This is a genomic window from Vibrio sp. MED222, assembly GCF_000153005.1.
Taxonomy (GTDB): domain Bacteria; phylum Pseudomonadota; class Gammaproteobacteria; order Enterobacterales; family Vibrionaceae; genus Vibrio; species Vibrio tasmaniensis_A.
This window is the reverse complement of the sequence record NZ_CH902608.1, coordinates 608,509-631,292: the sequence shown is the minus strand read 5'-3', so window position 1 is coordinate 631,292 and position 22,784 is coordinate 608,509. Positions and strand designations below refer to the sequence as shown.

The 22,784-nt window shown below is 45.0% G+C and carries 18 protein-coding genes; 16 read left to right on the top strand and 2 right to left on the bottom strand.

Features of this window, described 5'->3' with window-relative positions; genetic code table 11:
• Positions 1-49: 49 nt before the first annotated feature.
• Positions 50-1,666 (bottom strand): L-aspartate oxidase, encoded by a 1,617-nt coding sequence (gene nadB / locus MED222_RS07820; protein WP_009847657.1) that lies wholly within the window; start codon positions 1,664-1,666, stop codon positions 50-52.
• A gap of 389 nt (positions 1,667-2,055) precedes the next feature.
• Between nadB and rpoE the strand changes: the two genes are divergently transcribed.
• The 11 genes from rpoE to acpS all read left to right on the top strand — a co-directional run bounded on the left by rpoE (position 2,056) and on the right by acpS (position 11,490).
• Positions 2,056-2,634 (top strand): RNA polymerase sigma factor RpoE, encoded by a 579-nt coding sequence (gene rpoE, locus MED222_RS07825; protein WP_004735377.1) that lies wholly within the window; start codon positions 2,056-2,058, stop codon positions 2,632-2,634.
• 26 nt (positions 2,635-2,660) lie between these two features.
• The gene (locus MED222_RS07830; protein ID WP_009847656.1) at positions 2,661-3,284 is read left to right on the top strand and encodes a sigma-E factor negative regulatory protein; all 624 of its coding nucleotides are present in this window, start codon (positions 2,661-2,663) and stop codon (positions 3,282-3,284) included.
• Entirely contained in the window at positions 3,281-4,243 is a 963-nt protein-coding gene (rseB, locus tag MED222_RS07835; protein ID WP_009847655.1) for a sigma-E factor regulatory protein RseB, read from the top strand. Before MED222_RS07830 ends, rseB begins: the two co-directional genes overlap by 4 nt.
• Positions 4,240-4,710 (top strand): SoxR reducing system RseC family protein, encoded by a 471-nt coding sequence (locus MED222_RS07840; protein WP_009847654.1) that lies wholly within the window; start codon positions 4,240-4,242, stop codon positions 4,708-4,710. The genes rseB and MED222_RS07840 overlap by 4 nt, the downstream gene beginning before the upstream one ends.
• 137 nt (positions 4,711-4,847) lie before the next feature.
• A complete protein-coding gene (gene lepA, locus MED222_RS07845) occupies positions 4,848-6,641 on the top strand; it encodes a translation elongation factor 4 (protein WP_009847653.1) in 1,794 nt (597 codons plus the stop codon).
• 245 nt (positions 6,642-6,886) lie between these two features.
• Positions 6,887-7,783, top strand: a complete 897-nt coding sequence (lepB, locus tag MED222_RS07850) for a signal peptidase I (RefSeq protein ID WP_009847652.1) — start codon at positions 6,887-6,889, stop codon at positions 7,781-7,783.
• 26 nt (positions 7,784-7,809) lie between these two features.
• Positions 7,810-8,487, top strand: coding sequence for a ribonuclease III (gene rnc, locus MED222_RS07855; protein ID WP_004735383.1), 678 nt, complete (start codon positions 7,810-7,812; stop codon positions 8,485-8,487).
• Positions 8,480-9,451 (top strand): GTPase Era, encoded by a 972-nt coding sequence (gene era, locus MED222_RS07860; RefSeq protein ID WP_004735384.1) that lies wholly within the window; start codon positions 8,480-8,482, stop codon positions 9,449-9,451. The genes rnc and era overlap by 8 nt, the downstream gene beginning before the upstream one ends.
• Positions 9,452-9,553: 102 nt before the next feature.
• On the top strand, positions 9,554-10,282 hold the full coding sequence (recO, locus tag MED222_RS07865; protein WP_012604785.1) for a DNA repair protein RecO: 729 nt from the start codon (positions 9,554-9,556) through the stop codon (positions 10,280-10,282).
• Complete coding sequence (pdxJ, locus tag MED222_RS07870) at positions 10,279-11,016, top strand: pyridoxine 5'-phosphate synthase (RefSeq protein WP_009847651.1); 738 nt, start codon at positions 10,279-10,281, stop codon at positions 11,014-11,016. Before recO ends, pdxJ begins: the two co-directional genes overlap by 4 nt.
• Before the next feature lie 93 nt (positions 11,017-11,109).
• Complete coding sequence (gene acpS, locus MED222_RS07875) at positions 11,110-11,490, top strand: holo-ACP synthase (protein WP_009847650.1); 381 nt, start codon at positions 11,110-11,112, stop codon at positions 11,488-11,490.
• A gap of 288 nt (positions 11,491-11,778) precedes the next feature.
• On the opposite strand, the gene barA is transcribed toward acpS, so the two are convergent.
• The gene (gene barA, locus MED222_RS07880; RefSeq protein WP_009847649.1) at positions 11,779-14,592 is read right to left on the bottom strand and encodes a two-component sensor histidine kinase BarA; all 2,814 of its coding nucleotides are present in this window, start codon (positions 14,590-14,592) and stop codon (positions 11,779-11,781) included.
• 165 nt (positions 14,593-14,757) lie between these two features.
• Between barA and rlmD the strand changes: the two genes are divergently transcribed.
• From rlmD to eno, 5 genes are all read left to right on the top strand, one after another.
• Entirely contained in the window at positions 14,758-16,077 is a 1,320-nt protein-coding gene (rlmD, locus tag MED222_RS07885) for a 23S rRNA (uracil(1939)-C(5))-methyltransferase RlmD (RefSeq protein ID WP_009847648.1), read from the top strand.
• A gap of 136 nt (positions 16,078-16,213) precedes the next feature.
• Entirely contained in the window at positions 16,214-18,439 is a 2,226-nt protein-coding gene (gene relA / locus MED222_RS07890) for a GTP diphosphokinase (RefSeq protein WP_009847647.1), read from the top strand.
• Positions 18,440-18,771: 332 nt separating this feature from the next.
• The gene (mazG, locus tag MED222_RS07895) at positions 18,772-19,587 is read left to right on the top strand and encodes a nucleoside triphosphate pyrophosphohydrolase (protein ID WP_009847646.1); all 816 of its coding nucleotides are present in this window, start codon (positions 18,772-18,774) and stop codon (positions 19,585-19,587) included.
• A gap of 132 nt (positions 19,588-19,719) precedes the next feature.
• Positions 19,720-21,360 (top strand): CTP synthase, encoded by a 1,641-nt coding sequence (locus MED222_RS07900; RefSeq protein WP_009847645.1) that lies wholly within the window; start codon positions 19,720-19,722, stop codon positions 21,358-21,360.
• A gap of 81 nt (positions 21,361-21,441) precedes the next feature.
• A complete protein-coding gene (gene eno / locus MED222_RS07905; RefSeq protein WP_009847644.1) occupies positions 21,442-22,740 on the top strand; it encodes a phosphopyruvate hydratase in 1,299 nt (432 codons plus the stop codon).
• Positions 22,741-22,784 lie beyond the last annotated feature (44 nt).

Sequence of the window (22,784 nt, the reverse complement as noted above, 5' to 3'; positions counted from 1 at the left end):
AAAGAAAGGGAGCTCTAGGCTCCCTGTCGTCTTTTTCCATGACCAAAAATTAAGACTGGCTTTTCTCTGGTGTCAGAATGGTTGGGCCGCTGTCTTCAGCAAGTTCTGGGTAATCCAGCGTGTAGTGTAGGCCGCGGCTCTCTTTACGTTGCATTGCACAGCGAACCATCAACTCAGCGACTTGTAGTAAGTTACGCAGTTCTAATAGGTTATTTGAAACCTTAAAGTAGCTGTAGTACTCATGAGTTTCCTGCTGCAACATCTGAATGCGGCGCATTGCACGTTCAAGGCGTTTGTCCGTTCGAACAATACCCATGTAATCCCACATGAACAGTCTTAGCTCGTGCCAGTTGTGTTGAATGATCACTTCTTCATCACTGTTGGTGACTTGGCTTTCATCCCATGCCGGAAGTTCAGCGCACAGTTGAGATTGATCGATGTTTTCAACGATATCTTTTGCGGCTGCCCACGCGTATACCACACACTCAAGCAGTGAGTTTGAAGCCATACGGTTTGCACCGTGCAAGCCGGTATAACTCACTTCGCCAATCGCATATAGGTTAGTGAGGTCAGTTTGACCTTGCTTATTCACCATCACACCACCACAAGTGTAGTGAGCAGCCGGTACGATTGGAATCGGTTCTTTGGTCATATCAATCCCCAAATCCATCAAGCGAGTATGGATCATTGGGAAATGCGTCGTGATGAATTCTTCAGGCTTGTGGCTGATATCAACATACATGCAGTCAGCACCTAAGCGCTTCATTTCAAAGTCAATCGCACGAGCAACCACATCACGCGGAGCCAGTTCACCGCGCTCATCGAAGTCCTTCATAAAGCGAGAACCGTCTGGACGACGCAGGTAGGCACCTTCACCACGCAATGCTTCCGTTAGTAGGAAGTTACGCGCTTCTGGGTGGAATAAGCAAGTCGGGTGGAACTGATTGAACTCAAGGTTTGCCACACGACAACCCGCACGCCAAGCGATAGCAATACCATCACCTGAAGAGACATCTGGGTTAGAGGTGTATTGGTAAACCTTTGAAGCGCCGCCTGTTGCTAATACAACAAATTTAGCGCGCACGGTTTCAACGTGCTCTTGGTTACGGTTCCAAATGTAGGCACCGATAACCTTGTCTTTCGAACCACCTATCTTATCTTCGGTGATTAAATCCAGCGCATTGTGACGCTCGAAGATCTCGATATTTGGGTGATTCTTGACGTTATCTTGCAGTGAGGTTTGCATCGCCATGCCAGTTGCATCGGCAGCGTGCAGAATTCTGCGGTGACTGTGGCCGCCCTCACGAGTGAGGTGATATTTTGGTTGGCCTTCTGTGCTGTTCTCATCTTTATCAAATGGAACACCACCATCAATCAGCCATTGCACACACTCTTTAGCATTTTCAGCAATGAATTGAACTGTATCTTCTTCGCATAACCCAGCCCCAGCAATTTGAGTATCTTCTACATGAGACTCAATACTGTCCGATTCATCGAACACCGCCGCAATACCACCTTGTGCGTAATACGTCGATCCTTCGCTGCGTGGTCCTTTGCTTAATACAATTACTTTTGCATGTTCTGCTACGCGTAAGGCTAATGACAAGCCTGCCGCACCACTTCCTACCACTAATACATCACACTGATGTTCACGGTTTGCGTTCATAAAACTTATTAAATCCCGGGCTATAGTCGAGTTGTCCATGCTCAATTGACTTCGTCTTGTTTTAGGAGTTTGGGTAAGACTGTTATAATCTTTCCCTAGTCATCCTAAAACACGACACAAAATCAATATATAGACAGCTATCTAGAAATATTTAATTGCTCAATACCATTGCTTTTGCTCAAGTTTCCCCAAATTGATAGGGATAACTATTTTTATTACATCACATTGTGAAACAATAATGGCAAATAATTTTAGGAAAGTTGGAACTTTCGGTATTTGGCTTAGTCACAATAGTGCTCTTGTAGACGGTGGTGTCAATACTACATTTCGCATAATTAGTACCCATATCTGTGAAGGTAAGGGTTATAACAATAGGAGTACCCGCTCGAATGAACGAGCAGCTAACCGATCAAGTGTTGATTGAGCGAGTTCAGAGTGGAGATAAGCAGGCATTTAACTTATTAGTGGTTAAGTATCAAAACAAAGTTTGTAATCTTATCTCTCGATACGTGAATAATTCCGGTGATGTACCTGATGTAGCACAAGAAGCTTTTATTAAAGCTTACCGCGCGATACCTAACTTTCGTGGTGAGAGTGCTTTCTATACATGGTTGTACCGAATTGCCGTGAACACCGCTAAAAATCATATTGTTGCCCAGAGCCGCAGGCCGCCAGCAACAGATGTAGATGCAGAAGATGCAGAATATTACGAAACAGGCAGCGCGTTAAAAGAAATATCGAACCCTGAGAACTTAACGCTGTCAAACGAATTGAAACAAGTTGTTTTTGGAGCGATTGAAGCGCTACCCGAAGACTTAAAAACTGCAATGACGTTGCGTGAGCTCGAAGGTTTGAGCTACGAAGAGATTGCAGAAGTAATGGATTGCCCTGTAGGAACCGTACGTTCGCGTATTTTCCGAGCTCGTGAAGCGGTAGAAAAGAAAATTAAACCTCTTTTACAACGCTAGAACTTGTAATAATTATGGTGAAAATAATGGCTGATAAAGAAAAGCTTTCGGCACTCATGGATGGTGAAACGATCGATAAAGCTCTCATAGTAGATCTCGAATCTGATCAAGAAAGCATGGATACCTGGCAGAGTTACCATTTAATTGGTGATGTTATGCGTGGGGATGCGCCAGAAACTCCAGAGTGGAACATTGCTAACAGTGTAGCTGCAGCGCTTGATGATGAGCCTGCACATGGTTCAATGTCGAACCTGCACCAATTGAATGTTGAACCTACTGTTGCTCCAATTGAAGAGCAGCCTAAACCTCAGCAAGCGAAGCGTCAGCTTCCTGCATGGTTACAACAGTTTGGACAAGTTGCCGTGGCAGCGTGTGTTTCATTAGCAGTTGTATTGGGTGTTCAGCAATATGGTGGCAGCGATCCCGCAGCTCCAGAGCAGTTGCCTGTACTCCAGACGATTCCATTTGCAGGTTCTGCGGAACCAGTAAGCTTAACGCGTGACTCTGTTGAGAGACCTGCATCTGAAGCTAACATGCAAGAGCAACGCAAACGCGTTCATGCATTGTTAGAAGATTATGAGCTACAACTAAGATTAAACAGTGATGCATCGCCAATGGAAGATGCACACCTAGAATCGGATATTGAATGAAGAAAATCCTGGTCAGTGCACTGACACTGTTCAGCTTGATGTCTCCAACAGCCTTTGCAGAGGAAACCACTGCAAAGGCCTTGTTACATCAAATGAACGAGGCCAGTCAGCATCTAAATTACGAACTCTCCTACATATTGATAAAGAAGAGCAGCATTGAACCTCTGCTTTATCGTCATGCAGTTAACGACGACCAACAACTTGCACACCTTGTTTATCTAAGCGGCCCTGTTCGTGAGGTTATTCGACGTGGCAATGAAGTTAGCTACATCGAACCGGGTACAGAGCCATTTACTATTCAGTCTGGCAGTATGGTTGCACCTGTCATTCCGATGATTAATCGAGATATCGATTCTCTCAACCAATACTACGATTTTGTAAAAGTTGGGCGTTCTCGTGAGGCGGGCAGTACCACGCAAGTATTACGCGTCGTGCCGAAAGACGGCCTTCGATACTCTTACGTGGTTTGGGTCGACGAGAAAACCAACCTTCCTTTGCGTGCCGATCTTTTGGATCGTGATGGCGAAGTGCTTGAGCAGTACCGCACTATCTCTTATGTCGTGAACGATAAAATTGCAGAAGCAATGGGCGGTTTGAATCAAGCTAAATTGCCGAAGGTTTTGTCATTGCCAGAAGGCTTGGTGAGCGAGACCGACTGGCAAGCCTCGTGGGTGCCAGAAGGATTTAAATCGAAAGAACTCAGCCGTTACCAAATGGCTGCGACCGAAAAAATGGTTGAAAGCCAGCTTTTCAGTGATGGATTATTTAGCTTTTCGGTTTATATCGCCGATAAAGACGAACATTCATTGAAAGGACAGCTGGTACGCCAAGGGCGAAGAACCTTGCACAGCTTAGTGATTGGCGACAAAGAAATCTCTGTGGTTGGTGATATTCCGCCAGCAACGGCCAAGCGTATCGCTCAATCCGTCACGTTCAATAAACCGGCACCAGCGCAATGATGACTGCGTTGGCGACCGTTAGCTCAGTCGAACAAAAAGGTAAGCAATATTTTGTTCAGCTGAGTTGCGAACAACAAACCAGTTGCAGCAGCTGCTCATCTCAAAAAAGCTGCGGAACGGGTATTGTGACGAAGGCTGTTGGCAATAAATCCTTGTTTTGGCAGCTTAAAACCCAAAGCTTAGTTAAAGCAGGCCAGATCGTAGAAATTGGCTTTCCAGAAAAAAGCCTACTTCAGTCTGCGGCTATTGTTTATCTTATCCCGCTTTTCATGTTGATGGTTGGTGCTGGTTTTGGACAACTCTTGTTACAACCCTTACTCCAAGGGGGCGAGGGCATTGTTATCTTAACTGCAGCGCTGTTTACTGCTGGTGGTATTGGTTTGGCGAAGCGCTTAGCTAAACCAATGGAAGACAAATCCAAGCAAGAAGTTGTCTTGATTAGAATCCTAGGCAAGTCTCTCATCTAATTTATGATGCTTATTGCCCTTAAATTGGGTAGAATCTGCCAACTTGATTGAAATGCCGCCACCAATGCTGACTGTAGATTGGACGCGTTGCGGCTTTCTTATTATCCCTATTCAAAGAGTTTAGTCACACCAAGCCTATGAAGCACATTCGTAATTTTTCGATTATCGCCCACATCGACCACGGTAAGTCGACCCTTTCTGACCGCTTAATCCAAGTTTGTGGAGGGTTAAGTGAACGTGAGATGGCAGCTCAAGTCCTCGATTCTATGGATATAGAACGCGAGCGTGGTATTACAATTAAAGCGCAGAGTGTGACTTTAGATTACAAAGCTAAAGATGGTGAAACTTACCAACTTAACTTTATCGATACCCCTGGACACGTAGACTTCTCTTATGAAGTATCTCGCTCTCTAGCCGCTTGTGAAGGCGCGCTTCTTGTAGTGGATGCCGGCCAAGGTGTTGAAGCTCAAACTCTAGCAAACTGTTACACCGCGATCGAAATGGAACTGGAAGTAGTGCCAATCTTGAACAAGATTGACTTACCTGCTGCTGAACCTGAACGAGTTGCTGAAGAAATCGAAGAGATCGTTGGTATCGATGCGATGGAAGCGACGCGTTGTTCTGCAAAAACCGGTATCGGTGTTGATGACGTTCTTGAAAACATCGTAACGGCTATCCCGCCACCGGAAGGTGATCCAGAAGCGCCACTACAAGCTCTGATCATTGACTCTTGGTTCGATAACTACTTAGGCGTTGTTTCTTTGGTTCGTATCAAGAACGGTAAGCTGAAGAAGAACGACAAGATTAAAGTAATGTCGACAGACCAAGTTTGGGGTGTTGACCGTCTAGGTATCTTCACACCTAAGCAAATCGACACAACTGAGCTAAATACTGGCGAAGTTGGCTGGGTTGTTTGTGGTATTAAAGACATCCTTGGCGCACCTGTTGGTGATACGTTGACGCTTGCAAAAGGCGGCAGCACAGAACGTCTACCTGGTTTCCAAAAAGTGAAGCCTCAGGTATACGCAGGTCTATTCCCAGTATCGTCTGATGACTACGAAAACTTCCGTGACGCACTAGGCAAACTAAGCCTGAACGATGCATCACTATTTTACGAACCAGAAAGTTCAGCAGCACTTGGCTTTGGTTTCCGTTGTGGTTTCTTAGGAATGCTTCACATGGAGATCATCCAAGAGCGTTTAGAGCGTGAATACGACCTAGACCTAATCACAACGGCACCAACCGTAGTGTACGAAGTTGTAAAAACGGATGGCACAATTCTCTATGTTGATAGCCCGGCTAAACTGCCTGCTATTAATGACTTAGAAGAAATTCGTGAACCGATTGCTCGCTGTAATATTCTGGTACCTTCGGATTACCTAGGCAACGTGATCACACTGTGTGTTGAGAAGCGTGGCGTGCAAGTCGACATGGTTTATCACGGTAACCAAGTTGCTGTGACGTACGATCTTCCAATGGCTGAGGTGGTTCTAGACTTCTTCGACCGTCTGAAGTCAACGTCTCGCGGGTACGCATCATTGGATTACAACTTCCAACGTTACGAAGCATCAAACATGGTACGTGTAGATGTATTGTTGAATGGTGAAACGGTTGATGCACTGGCGATCATTACACACAAAGATATTGCCCAGTCTCGTGGTCGTCTACTGGTTGAGAAGATGAAAGAATTCATCCCTCGCCAGATGTTTGATATCGCGATTCAAGCCGCGATTGGTAACCACATTATTGCTCGTTCTACAGTGAAACAACTGCGTAAGAACGTAATCGCAAAATGTTACGGTGGTGATATCAGTCGTAAGAAGAAACTTCTTAAGAAACAAAAAGAAGGTAAGAAGCGTATGAAGCAGATCGGTAACGTTGAACTGCCTCAAGAGGCATTCTTAGCAATCCTTCATGTTGGCAAAGACTAGGTATCAATCGCACTAACTATCTGCTGAACATTACTGGTTAAAATCGTTTATTTCTTTGTTGCAAAGATTGCAATTAGGCCCGCTAGTCACTGCACTTTGCGCCTCGAACTAAACGATTTTTCCTGCGTAATCTTCCCAGCATTTAGTCAGCATGATTGATACAAATTAGAAATATTAAGCAGAGTGAAAGAGTTATGCTCTTTCACTTTCGTTATTTTTAAAGAAATGAAATTTAAGGGATATCAATGGCTAATACATTTTCGCTTATCTTAGTGATCGTAACTCTAGTGACTGGCATTGTATGGGCGTTGGAAAAGTTTGTGTGGGCGAAGAAGCGCCAACAAAAACTGGCTGACGTTGAAGCACAGTCGAATGGCCTAGACGCTGCAACCAGCGCAAAAGATACGGCTCAGCCTTGGTGGGTTGAGAACAGTGTGTCCATTTTCCCTGTAATTGCATTTGTTTTGGTTTTGCGTTCATTTATTTATGAACCGTTTCAAATTCCATCTGGCTCGATGATGCCAACACTATTGGTTGGTGATTTCATCTTGGTAGAAAAGTACGCTTATGGTCTAAAAGATCCTGTATGGCGCACTCAATTGGTAGAAACAGGCAAACCAGAACGTGGTGATTCAATCGTATTCAAATACCCACCTCAGCCGAATATCGACTACATCAAGCGTGTTATTGGTATGCCGGGTGATACCATTCGCTACAGCAGCAATAAAGAAATCTGTATTCAAGCGAAGGGTGGCAGTAGCTGTAAACCAGTGAAGTTGAGTAACGTTGAAGAAAGCCAATTTATTCAAGATGGTGTGCCTCTAATTCAGTTGAATGAACAACTGGGTGACGTGGAGCACCAAATCTTAGTTAACCCATTACGCCGTGATCGTGTGCAAGCATATCAACCTCGCAATGGTGTTAACGAGTGGATCGTTCCAGAAGGCCAATACTTTGTTATGGGTGATAACCGTGACAACAGTGCTGACAGCCGTTACTGGGGCTTTGTCCCTGAAGCAAACCTTGTTGGTAAGGCCGTTGCTATTTGGATCAGCTTCGAATTCGAACGCGGTTCAGACAGTGTACTTCCAACATGGATTCCTACTGGTGTGCGTTTTAATCGCATCGGTGGGATTCACTAATCGATCACATAACACATCGAGAGAGCATGAATTCTCCAATTGATAAACTAGAGAGAAAGATTGGCTATCAGTTTAATGATGCCGATCTTATCCATTTGGCGCTGACTCACCGCAGTGCCGCAGGTAAACACAACGAACGTCTTGAGTTTCTGGGCGATTCAATTTTAAGTTTTGTTATCGCTGATGATCTTTACCACCGTTTCCCTAAGGTAAACGAAGGTGATATGAGCCGCATGCGCGCAACATTAGTACGTGGTCATACATTGGCAGAACTAGGTCGTGAATTCGAACTAGGAGATTACTTAAAATTAGGTCCAGGTGAGTTGAAGAGTGGCGGTTTCCGTCGTGATTCTATTCTAGCGGATGCGGTTGAAGCGATCATCGGCGCTGTCTATTTAGATAGTGATACCGAGGTTGTTCGCCGTATTATTTTAAGCTGGTACCAATCTCGCCTAGAGTCTATTCAGCCTGGTGTATCTCAAAAAGATCCAAAAACTCGCTTACAAGAGTTTTTACAAGGTCGAAGAAATCCCCTACCTGTCTACACAGTGACTAATATTAAAGGTGAAGCACACAACCAAGAGTTTACGGTTGAGTGTGAAGTGGCAGGTGTGGATAAACCTGTTATCGGTAAAGGCACTAGCCGCCGCAAGGCAGAACAAGCGGCTGCTGAAACAGCATTAGAGCAACTAAGCAATGTCTGATAACAATCAAGATTTCGATATCGATGCATTCTTTTCATCTGATAGCAAAAAAACGGGCCTACCGGAAAACCAACACTGTGGCTTTATCGCTATTGTGGGTCGACCAAACGTAGGTAAATCGACGCTTCTGAACCATATTTTGGGTCAGAAAATCTCGATTACATCACGTAAACCTCAGACAACACGCCACCGTATTATGGGTGTAGAAACTGAAGGTGATTACCAAGCGATCTACGTTGATACTCCTGGACTTCACATCGAAGAAAAGCGTGCAATCAACCGTTTGATGAACCGTGCGGCGAATAGCTCACTGAGCGATGTGAACCTAGTATTTTTCCTTGTTGACGGTACTCACTGGACTGACGACGATGAGATGGTACTGAACAAGCTGAGAAAAACAGATTTCCCAGTTGTCCTTTGCATTAACAAAGTAGACAACGTTCAAGACCGTACAGACGTGATGCAACACATGATGGAAGTGTCTAAGAAGATGGACTTCCTTGATGTTGTGCCAATCTCGGCGAAGCAAGGTAAGAATATCGATGTACTGCGTAAGCACGTTCGTAACTCTTTACCAAAAGCGACGCACCACTTCCCAGAAGAGTACGTAACGGATCGCTCACAGCGCTTTATGGCCTCTGAAATCATCCGTGAAAAACTGATGCGATTCACAGGCGAAGAGCTACCTTACTCAGTAACGGTTGAAATCGAGCGTTTTGATTACAACCCAGATAACGATGGTTTCCACATCAATGCTTTGATTCTTGTTGAACGTACTGGTCAGAAGAAGATGGTGATTGGTAAAGCGGGCGAGAAGATCAAAACGATTGGTCGTGAAGCTCGTATCGACATGGAAGAACTGTTCGGTCGTAAGGTTTACCTAGAGACTTGGGTTAAAGTTAAGTCTGGTTGGGCTGACGATGAGCGTGCACTTCGCTCGTTAGGCTACATCGACGATCTATAATATATTGAACGTCACTTTCTGATATTAAGAAAGTTGAATTGAATATAAATACAAGAGAGAGTGCGAACTCTCTCTTTTTGTATCTGTAAGAAGGGTAAGTGATTGAGCGAAGGGTTACAGCGATGCTTTGTGTTGCACCGTCGACCATACAGTGAGTCGAGCCTGATTCTGGACGTCTTCAGCGAAGAGTACGGTCGGGTGACGTTGATGTCTAAAGGTGCGCGGAGTAAGCGTTCTAATTTGAAAGGTGCATTGCAACCTTTTACGCCGCTACTGCTTAAGTGGTCTGGCAATGGTTCAATGAAAACGTTGCGCCAAGCTGAACCGATCAGCTTGGGGCTTCCTCTTGCCGGCATTAATCTGTATTCAGCAATGTACGTTAATGAATTAGTTGGGCGAGTGTTGATGGCCGAAGTGGCCATGCCCGCATTTTTTCATGACTATCTTCATGCCTTAACAGAACTCGCTCATAATGAGAACCCTGAGCCAGCACTGCGTCGTTTTGAATTGGCTCTACTTTCCGCTATGGGGTATGGCGTCGACTTTTTACACTGCGCGGGCACTGGCGAAGCGATTGATCCGAGCATGACTTATCGCTATCGAGAGCAGAAAGGCTTCATCGCTTCGGTGCGTCGAGATAACCTGACTTTTATGGGCGATGAACTTATCGCAATCAGTGAGCGTAGGTTTATCACTAAAGAGCAGTTAAAAGCGGCAAAACGCTTTACACGCATAGCCTTAAAGCCGTATCTTGGCGGCAAACCATTAAAAAGTAGAGAGCTATTTATGCCAACAATAGCCCTCTCTAGAGCACGGAGTATTGGAAAATGAGCTCAATCCTTTTAGGCGTTAATATCGACCATATTGCAACTCTACGTAATGCACGTGGTACTAAATATCCAGACCCAGTACACGCAGCTGAAATTGCTGAACGTGCGGGTGCTGACGGCATTACGATTCACTTGCGTGAAGATCGCCGTCATATTGTTGATCGCGATGTACGTATTCTTGCTGAGACAATCCAGACTCGCATGAACTTAGAGATGGCCGTAACGGACGAGATGGTTCAAATTGCACTTGATACTAATCCTGAGTTCGTTTGTCTGGTTCCAGAAAAGCGTGAAGAGCTGACGACGGAAGGCGGCTTGGACGTGGTTGGTCAACTTGAAAAGATCAAAGCGGCGACCGAAAAATTGTCGGCTGCGGGTATCAAAGTATCTCTGTTTATCGATGCCGATCGTGAGCAAATCGATGCTGCGAAAGCGTGTGGCGCACCGTTCATTGAACTGCACACTGGCCACTATGCTGATGCTAAAACTGAAGAAGACCAACAAGACGAGCTTAAAAAGATTGCTGCAGGTGCAAGCTACGCAGACGACCTTGGTATTACAGTGAATGCGGGTCATGGTCTGACTTACCATAACGTAGCGCCGATTGCGGCACTTCCTGAGATTTACGAGTTGAACATCGGTCACTCGATCATGGGCCGCGCAGTCTTTGATGGTTTGAATAAAGCCGTTGCAGATATGAAAGCCGTGATGGAAACAGCGCGCAACAACGCTTAGTTCTTTAACTCGGCATTCGTTTAGTTGTAAGCGTTAAGCGGTTAATCAGTAGAATCGAAAAGTTAATAGATAGAAGTTGGTAGTAGGGTAAACATGGCTGTTGTTGGATTAGGTACAGATATCGCAGAAATTGAACGTGTTGAAAAGGCATTATCACGAAGTGGTGAGGCTTTCGCTCAGCGTATTTTGACCGATTCTGAATTTGAAGTATTCCAGCAACTTAAGCAAAAAGGGCGTTATCTTGCAAAGCGTTTTGCTGCAAAAGAGGCGGCGTCTAAGGCATTAGGCACAGGCATCGCTCTTGGTGTGACCTTCCACGACTTCGAGATTTCAAACGATGAGCATGGCAAGCCAGTTCTAAGCCTGCATAAAAAAGCGCGTGAAATCGCAGATGCGAGTGGTACAAAGTCAATTCACCTGACTATCTCTGATGAGCGCCATTATGCGGTGGCGACGGTACTACTCGAGTCGTAAATAGATTACCGCTACTTTATACCAATCGTAGTAAATAACTGTTCACCCTAGCTTGTTAAAAAACTCGATAACTTCGTTAGAATTTTTGATTGTAGAATAACTACTTATCGAAAAATCCTGCCTTGTTCTCAAGCTTTTTTCCTACGCTATTTTTGATCACTTACTTACTGTGATTGGTATTATATCTGGTGCTCTAGGTTCTAGACAGAAAAAAGCAGAGCTCATGAGCTCTGCTTTTTTATTGGCTGGTAAACCGTTTAATGAATATTTGTGAGTAAGAAATATTCGCTAGGTCTTGGCTGGTTTCAAATAATGAATCGCGGTTGCTTGAACCTTATCTAATTCATCCTGAAGTTCAAAAAGCTCCGGTTCAATGTCTTCAACAGAAGTGCCTGAACGAAGTTCTTTCTCTATCGTTGCACATACCGACTTAAGCCTTGGTACCCCACTGTATGAGCTGCTGCCATGCATCTTGTGGATGATGTGTGTCAGCGCTTCAACGGGGTAGTCACTGTCTTCTATCGCCTTGTCTGCAGCCTCATAAACTTCAGGAATAAAATCTACGAGCATTTGCAGCATATCGCGTGCGAGGTCTTCTTTATTGGCGGCTTGTTTCAAAGCAGCTTGCCAATCAATGATGATGTTCTTGTGCTCGCTGGCTTCAACTTCTGAAACAGAGCTGTGGTCGATTTCAGCAGAGACCGCCGGGTGATCTGGGTCTATTTTATCAATGTGCTCAATCTCAGAGGTAGGGCTCCAATGAATAAGAACCTGTTGTAACACATGCTCTTCGATAGGCTTGGTTAGGTAGTCATCCATACCTGCTTCAAGTAGTCGGTCACGCTCTCCCATCATTGCATGCGCAGTAACAGCAATCACAGGCGTGTTTGCATTGTTCGCCAACGCCTTAATTTTTTGGCAAGCGGTCACGCCGTCCATCTGCGGCATTTGAATATCCATGAAAATGACATCAAATGGAGTCTCTGTCGCTTTGTCGAGAGCTTTCTGACCACTAGTACAACTGATCACTGTCTCTACGCGCTCTTTTAGCAGCGCAGTAATCAGTTTAAGGTTGGCAGGGTTGTCGTCGACCGCCAATACCGTAAGCGGTAGTTTCTCTTCTGAATGTGTTTCAATAGCGGGTGCAATTAAGGTTGGCGCTTGATTTGATACCAAAGTTTGCAGCAACTTCTTGCGAGAGAGAGGCTTAGTAATGCACTGAACATCGACCTCTTTCATCAATTGCTCACCCAACGCTAGCTCGGTACTTGGTGTACCAATAATCACGTTCTGAGCGATCTTCTTCGCGCCAATCGCCCAACCACTTACGGTATCAAATTGATACTCTTGGTTCGCGGCTAAGTTAAGTAGAACGTAGTCATACGAGGTAGATTCGTCAGGCATAACCGAACGGTACGTTACCACTAAGCCTTCTTGGGTTAGGATCTGCTGAGTAATTGATGCCGCTTGCATGTTTGGTTCGATAAGCAGCAGTTGCTTGCCTTGCAGGCACTGAGTCTCTATTAGTTCTGTCATCGGCATATCGGTAGTCGATAGTCTCAGGGTGAACCAGAAGGTGGAGCCTTGGTGAAGACGACTGGTTAGGCTGATCTCTCCGCCCATTTGGCTGACCAGTTTTTGGGTGATTACCAGACCTAAGCCTGTACCACCATAACGACGAGAGATGCTCGCATCGGCTTGGCTGAAGGCTTGGAAAAGTTGTGCTTGTTGGCGCTCTGAGATACCAATGCCCGTATCTCGAACCATAAACTGCAGCTCAATGCTGTCTTCGCTTTGTGAACGAAGTTCAACGCTGATGTCAATGTTGCCACGCTCGGTAAACTTGATCGAGTTACCCACGAGGTTAGTCAGGATCTGTTGGATACGCAGTGGATCACCAACAACGCCTGGTGGTACTTTTGGGTCGATCTTAAGCGTAAGCTCAAGACCTTTTTCATGAGCATTAGTGGCTTGAAGGTTAACCACCTCTTCTAGGCTCGCTTGGAACTCAAATGGAATATTTTCTAGAGCGAGTTTGCCGGCTTCAAGTTTCGAGAAGTCCAAGATATCGTTGATGATGCTGAGTAGGTTGTTGGCCGAACGCTCAATGGTCTGCAGGTAATCGGTTTGGCTGTTCGATAGGTGTGTCTTGAGCATCTGACGAGTAAAGCCAATTACACCATTGAGTGGTGTTCTAAGTTCATGAGACATATTCGCCAAGAACTCGGATTTAACACGAGCGGCTTCTTGAGCTCGTTTTTTCGCAATGTCTAACTCAACGTTTTGAATCTCTAATTGCTCTAGGGTTTCACGCAGATCAGATGTTGCTTGGTCGATGCTGTGCTGCATCTCGACGTGATATTCTGATAGCGAGACCGCCATCGCGTTGATACCGTTTTTCAGTGAATCAAGCTCACCATGCATTTTGCCTTCGATACGCACATCGAGGTGGCCACGACGAATTCGGTCGACCATGTTTTTCATGTGTGTGATCGGTTGGGTTACATCGTGCATCAAGCGGAAGGCAAATACCCCAGAAAGTCCAAGACCGAGGATCAGCACCAAGAAGGCAGAGAACACTTCTTGATATTGCTGCAATCGAAGTGACGACAAGTCTAACTCTATCGCAATATAACCGATCGCTTGGTTCGCTTGAGACTGGCCATTAGCTGAGTTGATGTATTGTCCCTCAGCGATGATAGGTGTCCTAAGAATCAGCGTGTTATCGAGCAGGTTCGATGAGCTTAAATGCGGAATCGGTTTATCTTTCGGATAGGTCAGGCTTTCAAAATCAGGATGGAAGTTTGACGTTACAAACAACTCATGACGTTCATCAAACACCGCAATACTGCGCACCAGCTTAGAATTTTTTCGATGAGCATAGCTAATCAGCTGACGAACAGACTCTCGACTTTCGAGCTTCATGCCAGACTCACTCGCAATCGCTAGTGGTTCAATGATGCTAGTACCAGTGTTAACCACTTGACCCTCAAGGTCTTGATAGCGGTTAAATGAGAAAAATGCACTCAATAGCAGCCCAATAATCAGGGTTGGAGCTAGAGTTAAGGTAATTACACGGGCTCTTAAGCCATATCTGGTCATGTTCTTTAATTACATCGAGGTCTGGATATGGGAAAATAACGCACACAATGGCGGTTAAGTGAACGGTAAGCTTAATCAAAGCCGTGACGTTCGACAATGATTCCAAGACAGAATAGTGAGTCCTGGATACCAATTACTTATTAAAAGATACATTAGGCACAAGCAATGGCACGTTTTTTCCAACCAAAAAAGAAAACTCAACTCGAGACCAAGCATCAATCGGTTTTGGTTGAACGAATGGATCACAATGGCGCTGGCATCGCTTATCAGAAGAACAAACCCGTTTTCATTGATGGCGCATTGCCCGGTGAGAAGGTGGTTATTCAACTTACTGAGAGCAAAAGTAAGTTTTCTCGAGCAAAACTCATCAAATTACTTCAACCGAGTGAGCTGCGTTTAAAGCCATTCTGTAAGCACTTTAATCAGTGTGGTGGCTGTCATCTTCAACATCTCGGTTACTCATCTCAGGTTGAGCATAAATCACAATCTTTGACGCACCTGATGAGCAAATACCAAACGGCTAACACCGAAGTCGCCCAGCCGATTGTCGGTGATGACACCGGTTATCGTCGTCGCGCGCGTATCAGTCTATTTGTTGATAAGAAGACACAGCAGCTTCAGTTTGGTTTCCGTAAGAAACAAAGTAAACAGATTGAAAACATCACCGACTGCGCGGTGCTTGACCCTCGCCTTAATGTATTGCTGCCAAAACTGAAAAGTTTACTGAACACTTTCAGTAGCCTTACGTCTTTAGGACATGTTGAATTGGTGTTGGGTGATACTGGCCCTGTTATGGTGCTGCGTCACCTTAAACCTTTGGTTGAAAAAGATGAGCAAGCGTTGATGACGCTCGCGAAAGAAGAAGGTGCAACGCTGTACTCGATGCCAGAAACCGATAAGTTGGTTCGTTTGGTGGGTGATTCGCCAAGCTATAGTGAAACCGGTGTAACCTTACCTTTTGAGCCAAACCACTTTATACAAGTTAACCAGAAAGTGAACCAACAGATGGTTGCTCAAGCGATTGAGTGGTTAGAGCCTCAAGCGGATGAGCGTGTGCTTGACCTGTTTTGTGGTTTAGGCAACTTCAGTCTGCCTATCGCACAACAATCGGCGTTTGTCGTTGGTGTGGAAGGCGTTGATGAAATGGTTCAACAGGCAACGGCTAATGCGGCGTTAAACCAGTTAAGCAATACGGAGTTTTACCAAGCGAACCTCGAAGAAGATTTATCTTCACAGCTTTGGGCAAAAGAGAAATTCGATAAAGTATTACTTGACCCTGCACGTGCTGGAGCGAGTGGGATCGTTGATCAAATTTCAGCGTTAGGAGCGAAGCGTGTGGTTTATGTTTCGTGTAATCCTGCTACTCTAGCGAGAGATTCTGAGAGTTTAGAAAAACAAGGCTATCAATTAGCCAAACTTGGTATGTTGGATATGTTTCCCCATACCAGTCATCTAGAATCGATGGCTCTCTTTATCAAGGCTTAGAAGCCCTTAAATAAGGCTTAAAAATGAATCACAAAGGTGCAGGGAAGCCTGCGCTGATATCAATATGAGTCGAACTAACTTGGAATCAGTTAGTCATATTGAATTGGGTATAAAACATAATAACTAGGAAGGCATGATGGTTGCGGTACGAAGCGCACATTTAAACCCAAGCGAACAGTTTGAGCTAGAAAGTTGGATTGCGTCACTGAATCAAGACGTAAAAACCTCGAATAAACTGACCAAAGTTTATCGTCACTGTGAAGAGCTATTAAAAGATCACGAGCAAGCGTCGCTCCTGCTTTGGCGTGGACGTGAGATGATCGAAATCTTGGTTACGTTGTCGATGGACCGTGCCACTTTAATTGCAGCGCAACTTTTCCCCGTTGTTTCAAGCGGCGTTTTTGGACGTGAAGCGTTTGAAGAAAGCTACGGTAAAGAAACCGTAAAGTTAATTGATGGCGTTGAAGAAATGGCAGCTTTGGGCCAGCTCAACGTTACCCTTGAAGGCAGTGCTGCCTCGGGACAAGTAGATAACGTTCGTCGAATGTTACTGGCCATGGTCGATGATTTCCGCTGCGTCGTCATCAAGCTAGCAGAACGAATTTGCAACCTCATCGAGGTGAAAAAGGCCCCTGATGCTGTTCGCCGTGCGGCAGCAAAAGAGTGTGCTAACATCTATGCGCCTCTTGCAAACCGTTTGGGCATTGGTCAGCTAAAGTGGGAAATTGAAGATTACGCTTTCCGCTATCAACAACCAGATACCTACAAGCAGATTGCCAAACAGCTGTCAGAGCGTCGTATCGTGCGCGAACAATACATCACTGACTTTGTTGATGACCTAACATCAGAAATGAACCGTTCAAGCATCAATGCTGAAGTCAGCGGTCGTCCCAAACACATCTACAGCATCTGGCGTAAAATGCAGAAAAAGGGCTTAGAGTTTGATGAGCTTTTTGACGTGCGTGCGGTACGTATTATTGCCGACCAACTGCAAGACTGTTATGCCGGTCTAGGTGTGGTTCACACCAAATATAAACATCTTCCTAGTGAATTTGATGACTATGTGGCGAATCCTAAGCCCAATGGTTACCAATCGATTCATACCGTAGTTCTTGGCCCTGAAGGCAAGACCATCGAAATTCAGATCCGTACCAAGCAAATGCACGAAGACTCTGAGTTAGGTGTGGCTGCGCACTGGAAGTACAAAGAAGGTGCTTCTAGCGGTGTACGCAGTGGCTACGATGAGAAAATCACGTGGTTGCGTAAGCTTATCGACTGGCAAGAAGAGATGTCGGATTCTGGCGAAATGCTGGATGAAGTACGTAGCCAAGTCTTTGATGACCGAGTCTATGCCTTTACACCACGCGGTGATGTGGTCGATTTACCAATGGGTGCAACGCCGTTGGATTTTGCTTACCACATTCACTCGATGGTTGGACACCGTTGTATCGGTGCCAAAGTCGCAGGTCGAATCGTTCCGTTTACTCATAAGTTGGCGATGGGCGATCAAGTTGAGATCATTACTCAAAAAGAACCGAATCCATCACGTGATTGGTTAAATCCGACCACAGGTTTTGTTCATTCAAGTCGAGCTAGAGCAAAAATTAACGCTTGGTTCCGCGCTCAGAGTCGTGAGAAAAATCTCGAAGCTGGACGAGACATCCTAGAAGTCGAGCTAGGCAGAGTCGGCGCAACACTGAAAGATGCTGAGCAATATGCGCTGAAACGATTCAACGTCAATACACCTGATGAATTGTATGCAGGTATTGGTAGCGGTGATTTGCGTATTAACCAAGTGGTTAATCACATCAATGCTCTGGTCAATAAGCCGACGGCTGAAGAAGAAGATAAGAAAGCACTCGAGAAGTTGCTTGAGTCTGACAATAAGCCAGCACATCAGAGCCGTCCGAAAAAGGATGCTGTCGTTGTTGAAGGTGTTGATAACCTAATGACCCACTTGGCTCGTTGTTGTCAGCCAATCCCAGGTGATGTGATCAAAGGTTACATTACTCAAGGGCGTGGTATCTCAGTACACCGCAGCGATTGTGAGCAGTTAAGTGAACTTAACCTACATGCCCCTGAACGTATCATCGATACGGTGTGGGGAGATGGTTTTGTAGGCTCGTATATCTTAACACTGCGTGTAGAGGCGCTAGAACGTACCGGCTTGTTGAAAGACATTACATCCCTGTTCTTGAACGAAAAAGTCAGTGTGACGACAATGAAGAGCCGTATTGACTATAAACGTCAGCTGTCGGTGATGGATTTCGATCTGGAAGTGACCAACATTGAAATTCTGAGTCGAGTGACAAGCCGAGTAGAACAGATCAAAGATGTTATGAGCGTAAAACGCCTAGGCTAGTTTTTACGTCGTACTTGGCCTTCTAACTGTGTTAACTGCACTATACTCGCTTCATCACATAGGCAAGCTATGCTCAGAAGTCTCGTAAGTTTGTTGCCTTGTTAGAAGAGCCAATTACTTAGTAAAACAAAGATAGTCGTCATTCCCTACAGTGAGGGACGAACGTGGATAGGGAATCTCGCCAAGCGATTTGAGATCCCCAACTCGCTCATTCTTCGCTCTTGAGGATGACCGAAAAAGTAGAAAGGTGAGTGGTTTTGGCTACTCACCTTTTTTAGTTTTAGAAGACGGTATAAATTTAAAAATCAAAGACAGTGAATAGGAATAAAACGATGAATCACCCGATTGAACAACTTGAACAGATCATGACTAAGCTGCGCGATCCTGAAGGTGGCTGTCCTTGGGATTTGAAACAAAATTTTGAAACAATTGTGCCGCATACTATCGAAGAGACGTATGAGGTGGTGGACGCGATTCACAACAAAGATTGGCCGAATCTACAAGAAGAGTTGGGCGACCTGTTGTTTCAGGTGATTTTCTACAGTCAGTTAGCAAAAGAGCAGGGCTTGTTTGAGTTCTCTGATGTGGTCGACGGTATCAATGAGAAGCTAACGCGCCGCCATCCGCATGTATTCTCTGATACAGAATTTGCGAACGATGAAGAAATTAATGCGAACTGGGAAGCTGAAAAAGCCAAAGAAAAAGCACAGGCAGGCAAAACTCAAGAAAGTATTCTAGACTCAATACCAAACTCTCTACCTGCACTTTCGCGTGCTACAAAAATTCAAAAGCAAGTCGCGAAATTTGGCTTTGATTGGGATTCTATTGGCCCAGTCGCCGATAAGGTTTTAGAGGAAGTTGATGAGGTGCTAGAAGAAGCGCTTCAAGTAACGCCAAACGAAGATTTAGTTGAAGAAGAACTGGGTGATTTGTTGTTTGCTACCGTCAATTTAGTGCGACATTTGGGTAAAAATCCAGAAACGGCTCTCAATAAAGCCAATCTGAAATTTTCACGCCGCTTTAAAGGTGTGGAACAAAAAGTTCGTCAGCAAGATAAAATTTTGACCGACTTTTCTCTACAACAGCTTGATTCCATATGGGATGAAGTCAAAGTGGCGGAGAAAAGATCATCAAAGCTTTTATCATGAATTGATTTGAAGCAAAAAATAAAAAATAGCAGTGTGATAGATTTCACGTTGTGGCGATAAGGGGCTTCTGGTATATTTTCATCCCGTCCAGAAGTAATCCATTTCCCTCATTCAACCAATTTCAGGTTAAACATGACGACAAATTACATTTTTGTTACTGGCGGGGTTGTATCCTCTCTAGGTAAAGGTATTGCAGCAGCATCTCTTGCGGCTATTTTAGAAGCTCGTGGTCTTAAAGTGACTATGATGAAGCTTGACCCTTACATCAACGTTGATCCAGGCACAATGAGCCCGACTCAACACGGTGAAGTGTTCGTTACGGAAGATGGCGCTGAAACTGACCTTGACCTTGGTCACTACGAGCGATTCATTCGCACCAAGATGACTAAGCGTAACAACTTCACTGCAGGTCGTGTTTACTCAGACGTACTCGCTAAAGAGCGTCGCGGTGATTACCTAGGTGCAACTATTCAGGTTATCCCGCACATCACTAACTCTATCAAAGAACGTGTAATTTCTGGCGCAGCTGGCCACGATATCGCGCTTGTTGAAGTTGGTGGTACGGTTGGTGATATCGAATCTCTACCATTCATGGAAGCGATTCGTCAGCTAGCAGTAGAGCTAGGCCGTGAACGCGCAATGTTCATGCACCTTACTCTAGTGCCATACCTAGCAGCTGCGGGCGAAGTGAAAACTAAGCCAACGCAACACTCTGTAAAAGAGCTGCTGTCTATTGGTATTCAGCCAGACATTCTAGTTTGTCGTTCAGACCGCAACATTCCTTCGAACGAGCGTAAGAAAATTGCTCTGTTCTGTAATGTGCAAGAAAATGCAGTTATTTCTATGCGCGATGTTGACTCTATCTACAAGATCCCTCAGCTTATTAAAGCTCAAGGCACTGATGAACTTGTATGTAAGCGTTTCGGCATCACAGCTCCAGAAGCAGACCTGTCTGAATGGGAACAAGTAATTTACGAAGAAGCTAACCCAACGGGTGAAGTGACGATTGGTATGGTTGGTAAGTACATTGAACTACCAGACGCATACAAATCAGTAAATGAAGCGCTAAAACACGCGGGCTTGAAAAATCGCCTAAGCGTTAATATTAAATACGTAGATTCACAAGACGTTGAGTCTCGTGGCGTAGAAGTTTTAGAAGGCCTAGATGCAATCCTAGTTCCTGGTGGTTTTGGTGATCGTGGTGTTGAAGGCAAGATTCTTGCTGCTCAATACGCTCGTGAAAACAAAGTACCTTACTTAGGTATCTGTCTAGGTATGCAAGTAGCACTTATCGAGTACGCTCGTAACGTTGCGAAAATGGAAGGGGCACACTCTTCTGAATTCTGTACTGATACTAAGTACCCAGTTGTTGGTCTTATCACTGAGTGGACTGATGGCGAAGGTAAAGTTGAAGAGCGTACAGAAACATCTGACCTTGGCGGCACAATGCGTCTTGGTTCACAGCTTTGTCACCTAGCGAAAGGGACAAAAGCTTACGAATTATACGGTAGCGCGACGATCCATGAACGTCATCGTCACCGTTACGAAGTGAACAACAATCTTCGTCCACAAATTGAAAAGGCGGGCCTAAAAGTATCGGGTCTATCTGCGGACAAGAAACTGGTTGAAGTTATCGAGAACCCGAACCATCCATGGTTCGTTGCTGCTCAATTCCACCCAGAGTTCACTTCAACACCTCGCGATGGTCACCCATTGTTTGCAGGTTTCGTTAAAGCAGCTGGCGAGTTCCAGCGCGGCGAATTAGAGAAGTAAAAAGGAATACAGGTAGCTGCGTAAGTTGTGCTGCTACCTTTAAATTTGACATTTATATATTCAACGAGAAGGAAACATTCAATGTCTAAGATCGTTAAAGTTCTAGGTCGTGAAATCATCGATTCACGTGGTAACCCAACTGTAGAAGCTGAAGTACACCTAGAAGGCGGTTTCGTAGGTATGGCTGCTGCTCCATCTGGCGCATCTACTGGTTCACGCGAAGCTCTTGAGCTACGTGACGGCGACAAATCACGTTTCCTAGGTAAAGGTGTTCTTAAAGCTATTGAAGCTGTAAACGGCCCAATCGCTGAAGCTCTAGTAGGTTCTGACGCTAAAGCACAAGCTGACGTTGACCAAATCATGCTTGACCTAGACGGTACTGAAAACAAGTCTAAGTTCGGTGCGAACGCTATCCTAGCTGTATCTCTAGCTAACGCAAAAGCTGCTGCTGCTGCGAAAGGCATGCCTCTTTACGAGCACATTGCTGAGCTAAACGGTACTGCTGGTCAATTCTCTATGCCTCTACCAATGATGAACATCATCAACGGTGGTGAGCACGCAGATAACAACGTTGACATCCAAGAGTTCATGATCCAACCAGTTGGCGCTAAGACTCTTAAAGAAGGTCTACGTATCGGCGCTGAAGTATTCCACAACCTAGCTAAAGTTCTTAAGTCTAAAGGCTACAGCACTGCAGTTGGTGATGAAGGTGGTTTCGCTCCTAACCTTAAGTCTAACGCTGAAGCTCTAGAAGTTATCGCAGAAGCTGTTGCAGCTGCTGGTTACGAACTAGGTAAAGACGTTACTCTTGCTATGGACTGTGCAGCATCTGAGTTCTTCGACAAAGAAGCTGGTATCTACAACATGAAGGGCGAAGGTAAAACTTTCACTTCTGTAGAGTTCAACCACTACCTAGCTGAGCTAGCGAACAACTTCCCAATCGTTTCTATCGAAGATGGTCTTGACGAGTCTGATTGGGATGGCTTCAAGCACCAAACTGAACTTCTAGGCGACAAGCTTCAAATCGTTGGTGACGATCTGTTCGTTACAAACACTAAGATTCTTGCTGAAGGTATCGAGAAAGGCGTAGCTAACTCTATCCTTATCAAGTTCAACCAAATCGGTTCTCTAACAGAGACTCTAGCTGCTATCAAGATGGCTAAAGACGCTGGCTACACTGCAGTAATCTCTCACCGTTCTGGCGAAACTGAAGATGCAACTATCGCTGATCTAGCGGTAGGTACAGCTGCAGGTCAAATCAAAACTGGTTCTATGAGCCGTTCTGACCGTGTTGCTAAGTACAACCAACTTATCCGTATCGAAGAAGCTCTAGGTTCTAAAGCTCCTTACAACGGTCTTAAAGAAGTTAAAGGTCAATAATTCCTAGCGAATTATTAATCTAAGCTTTTTAAATGCCTCGCTTA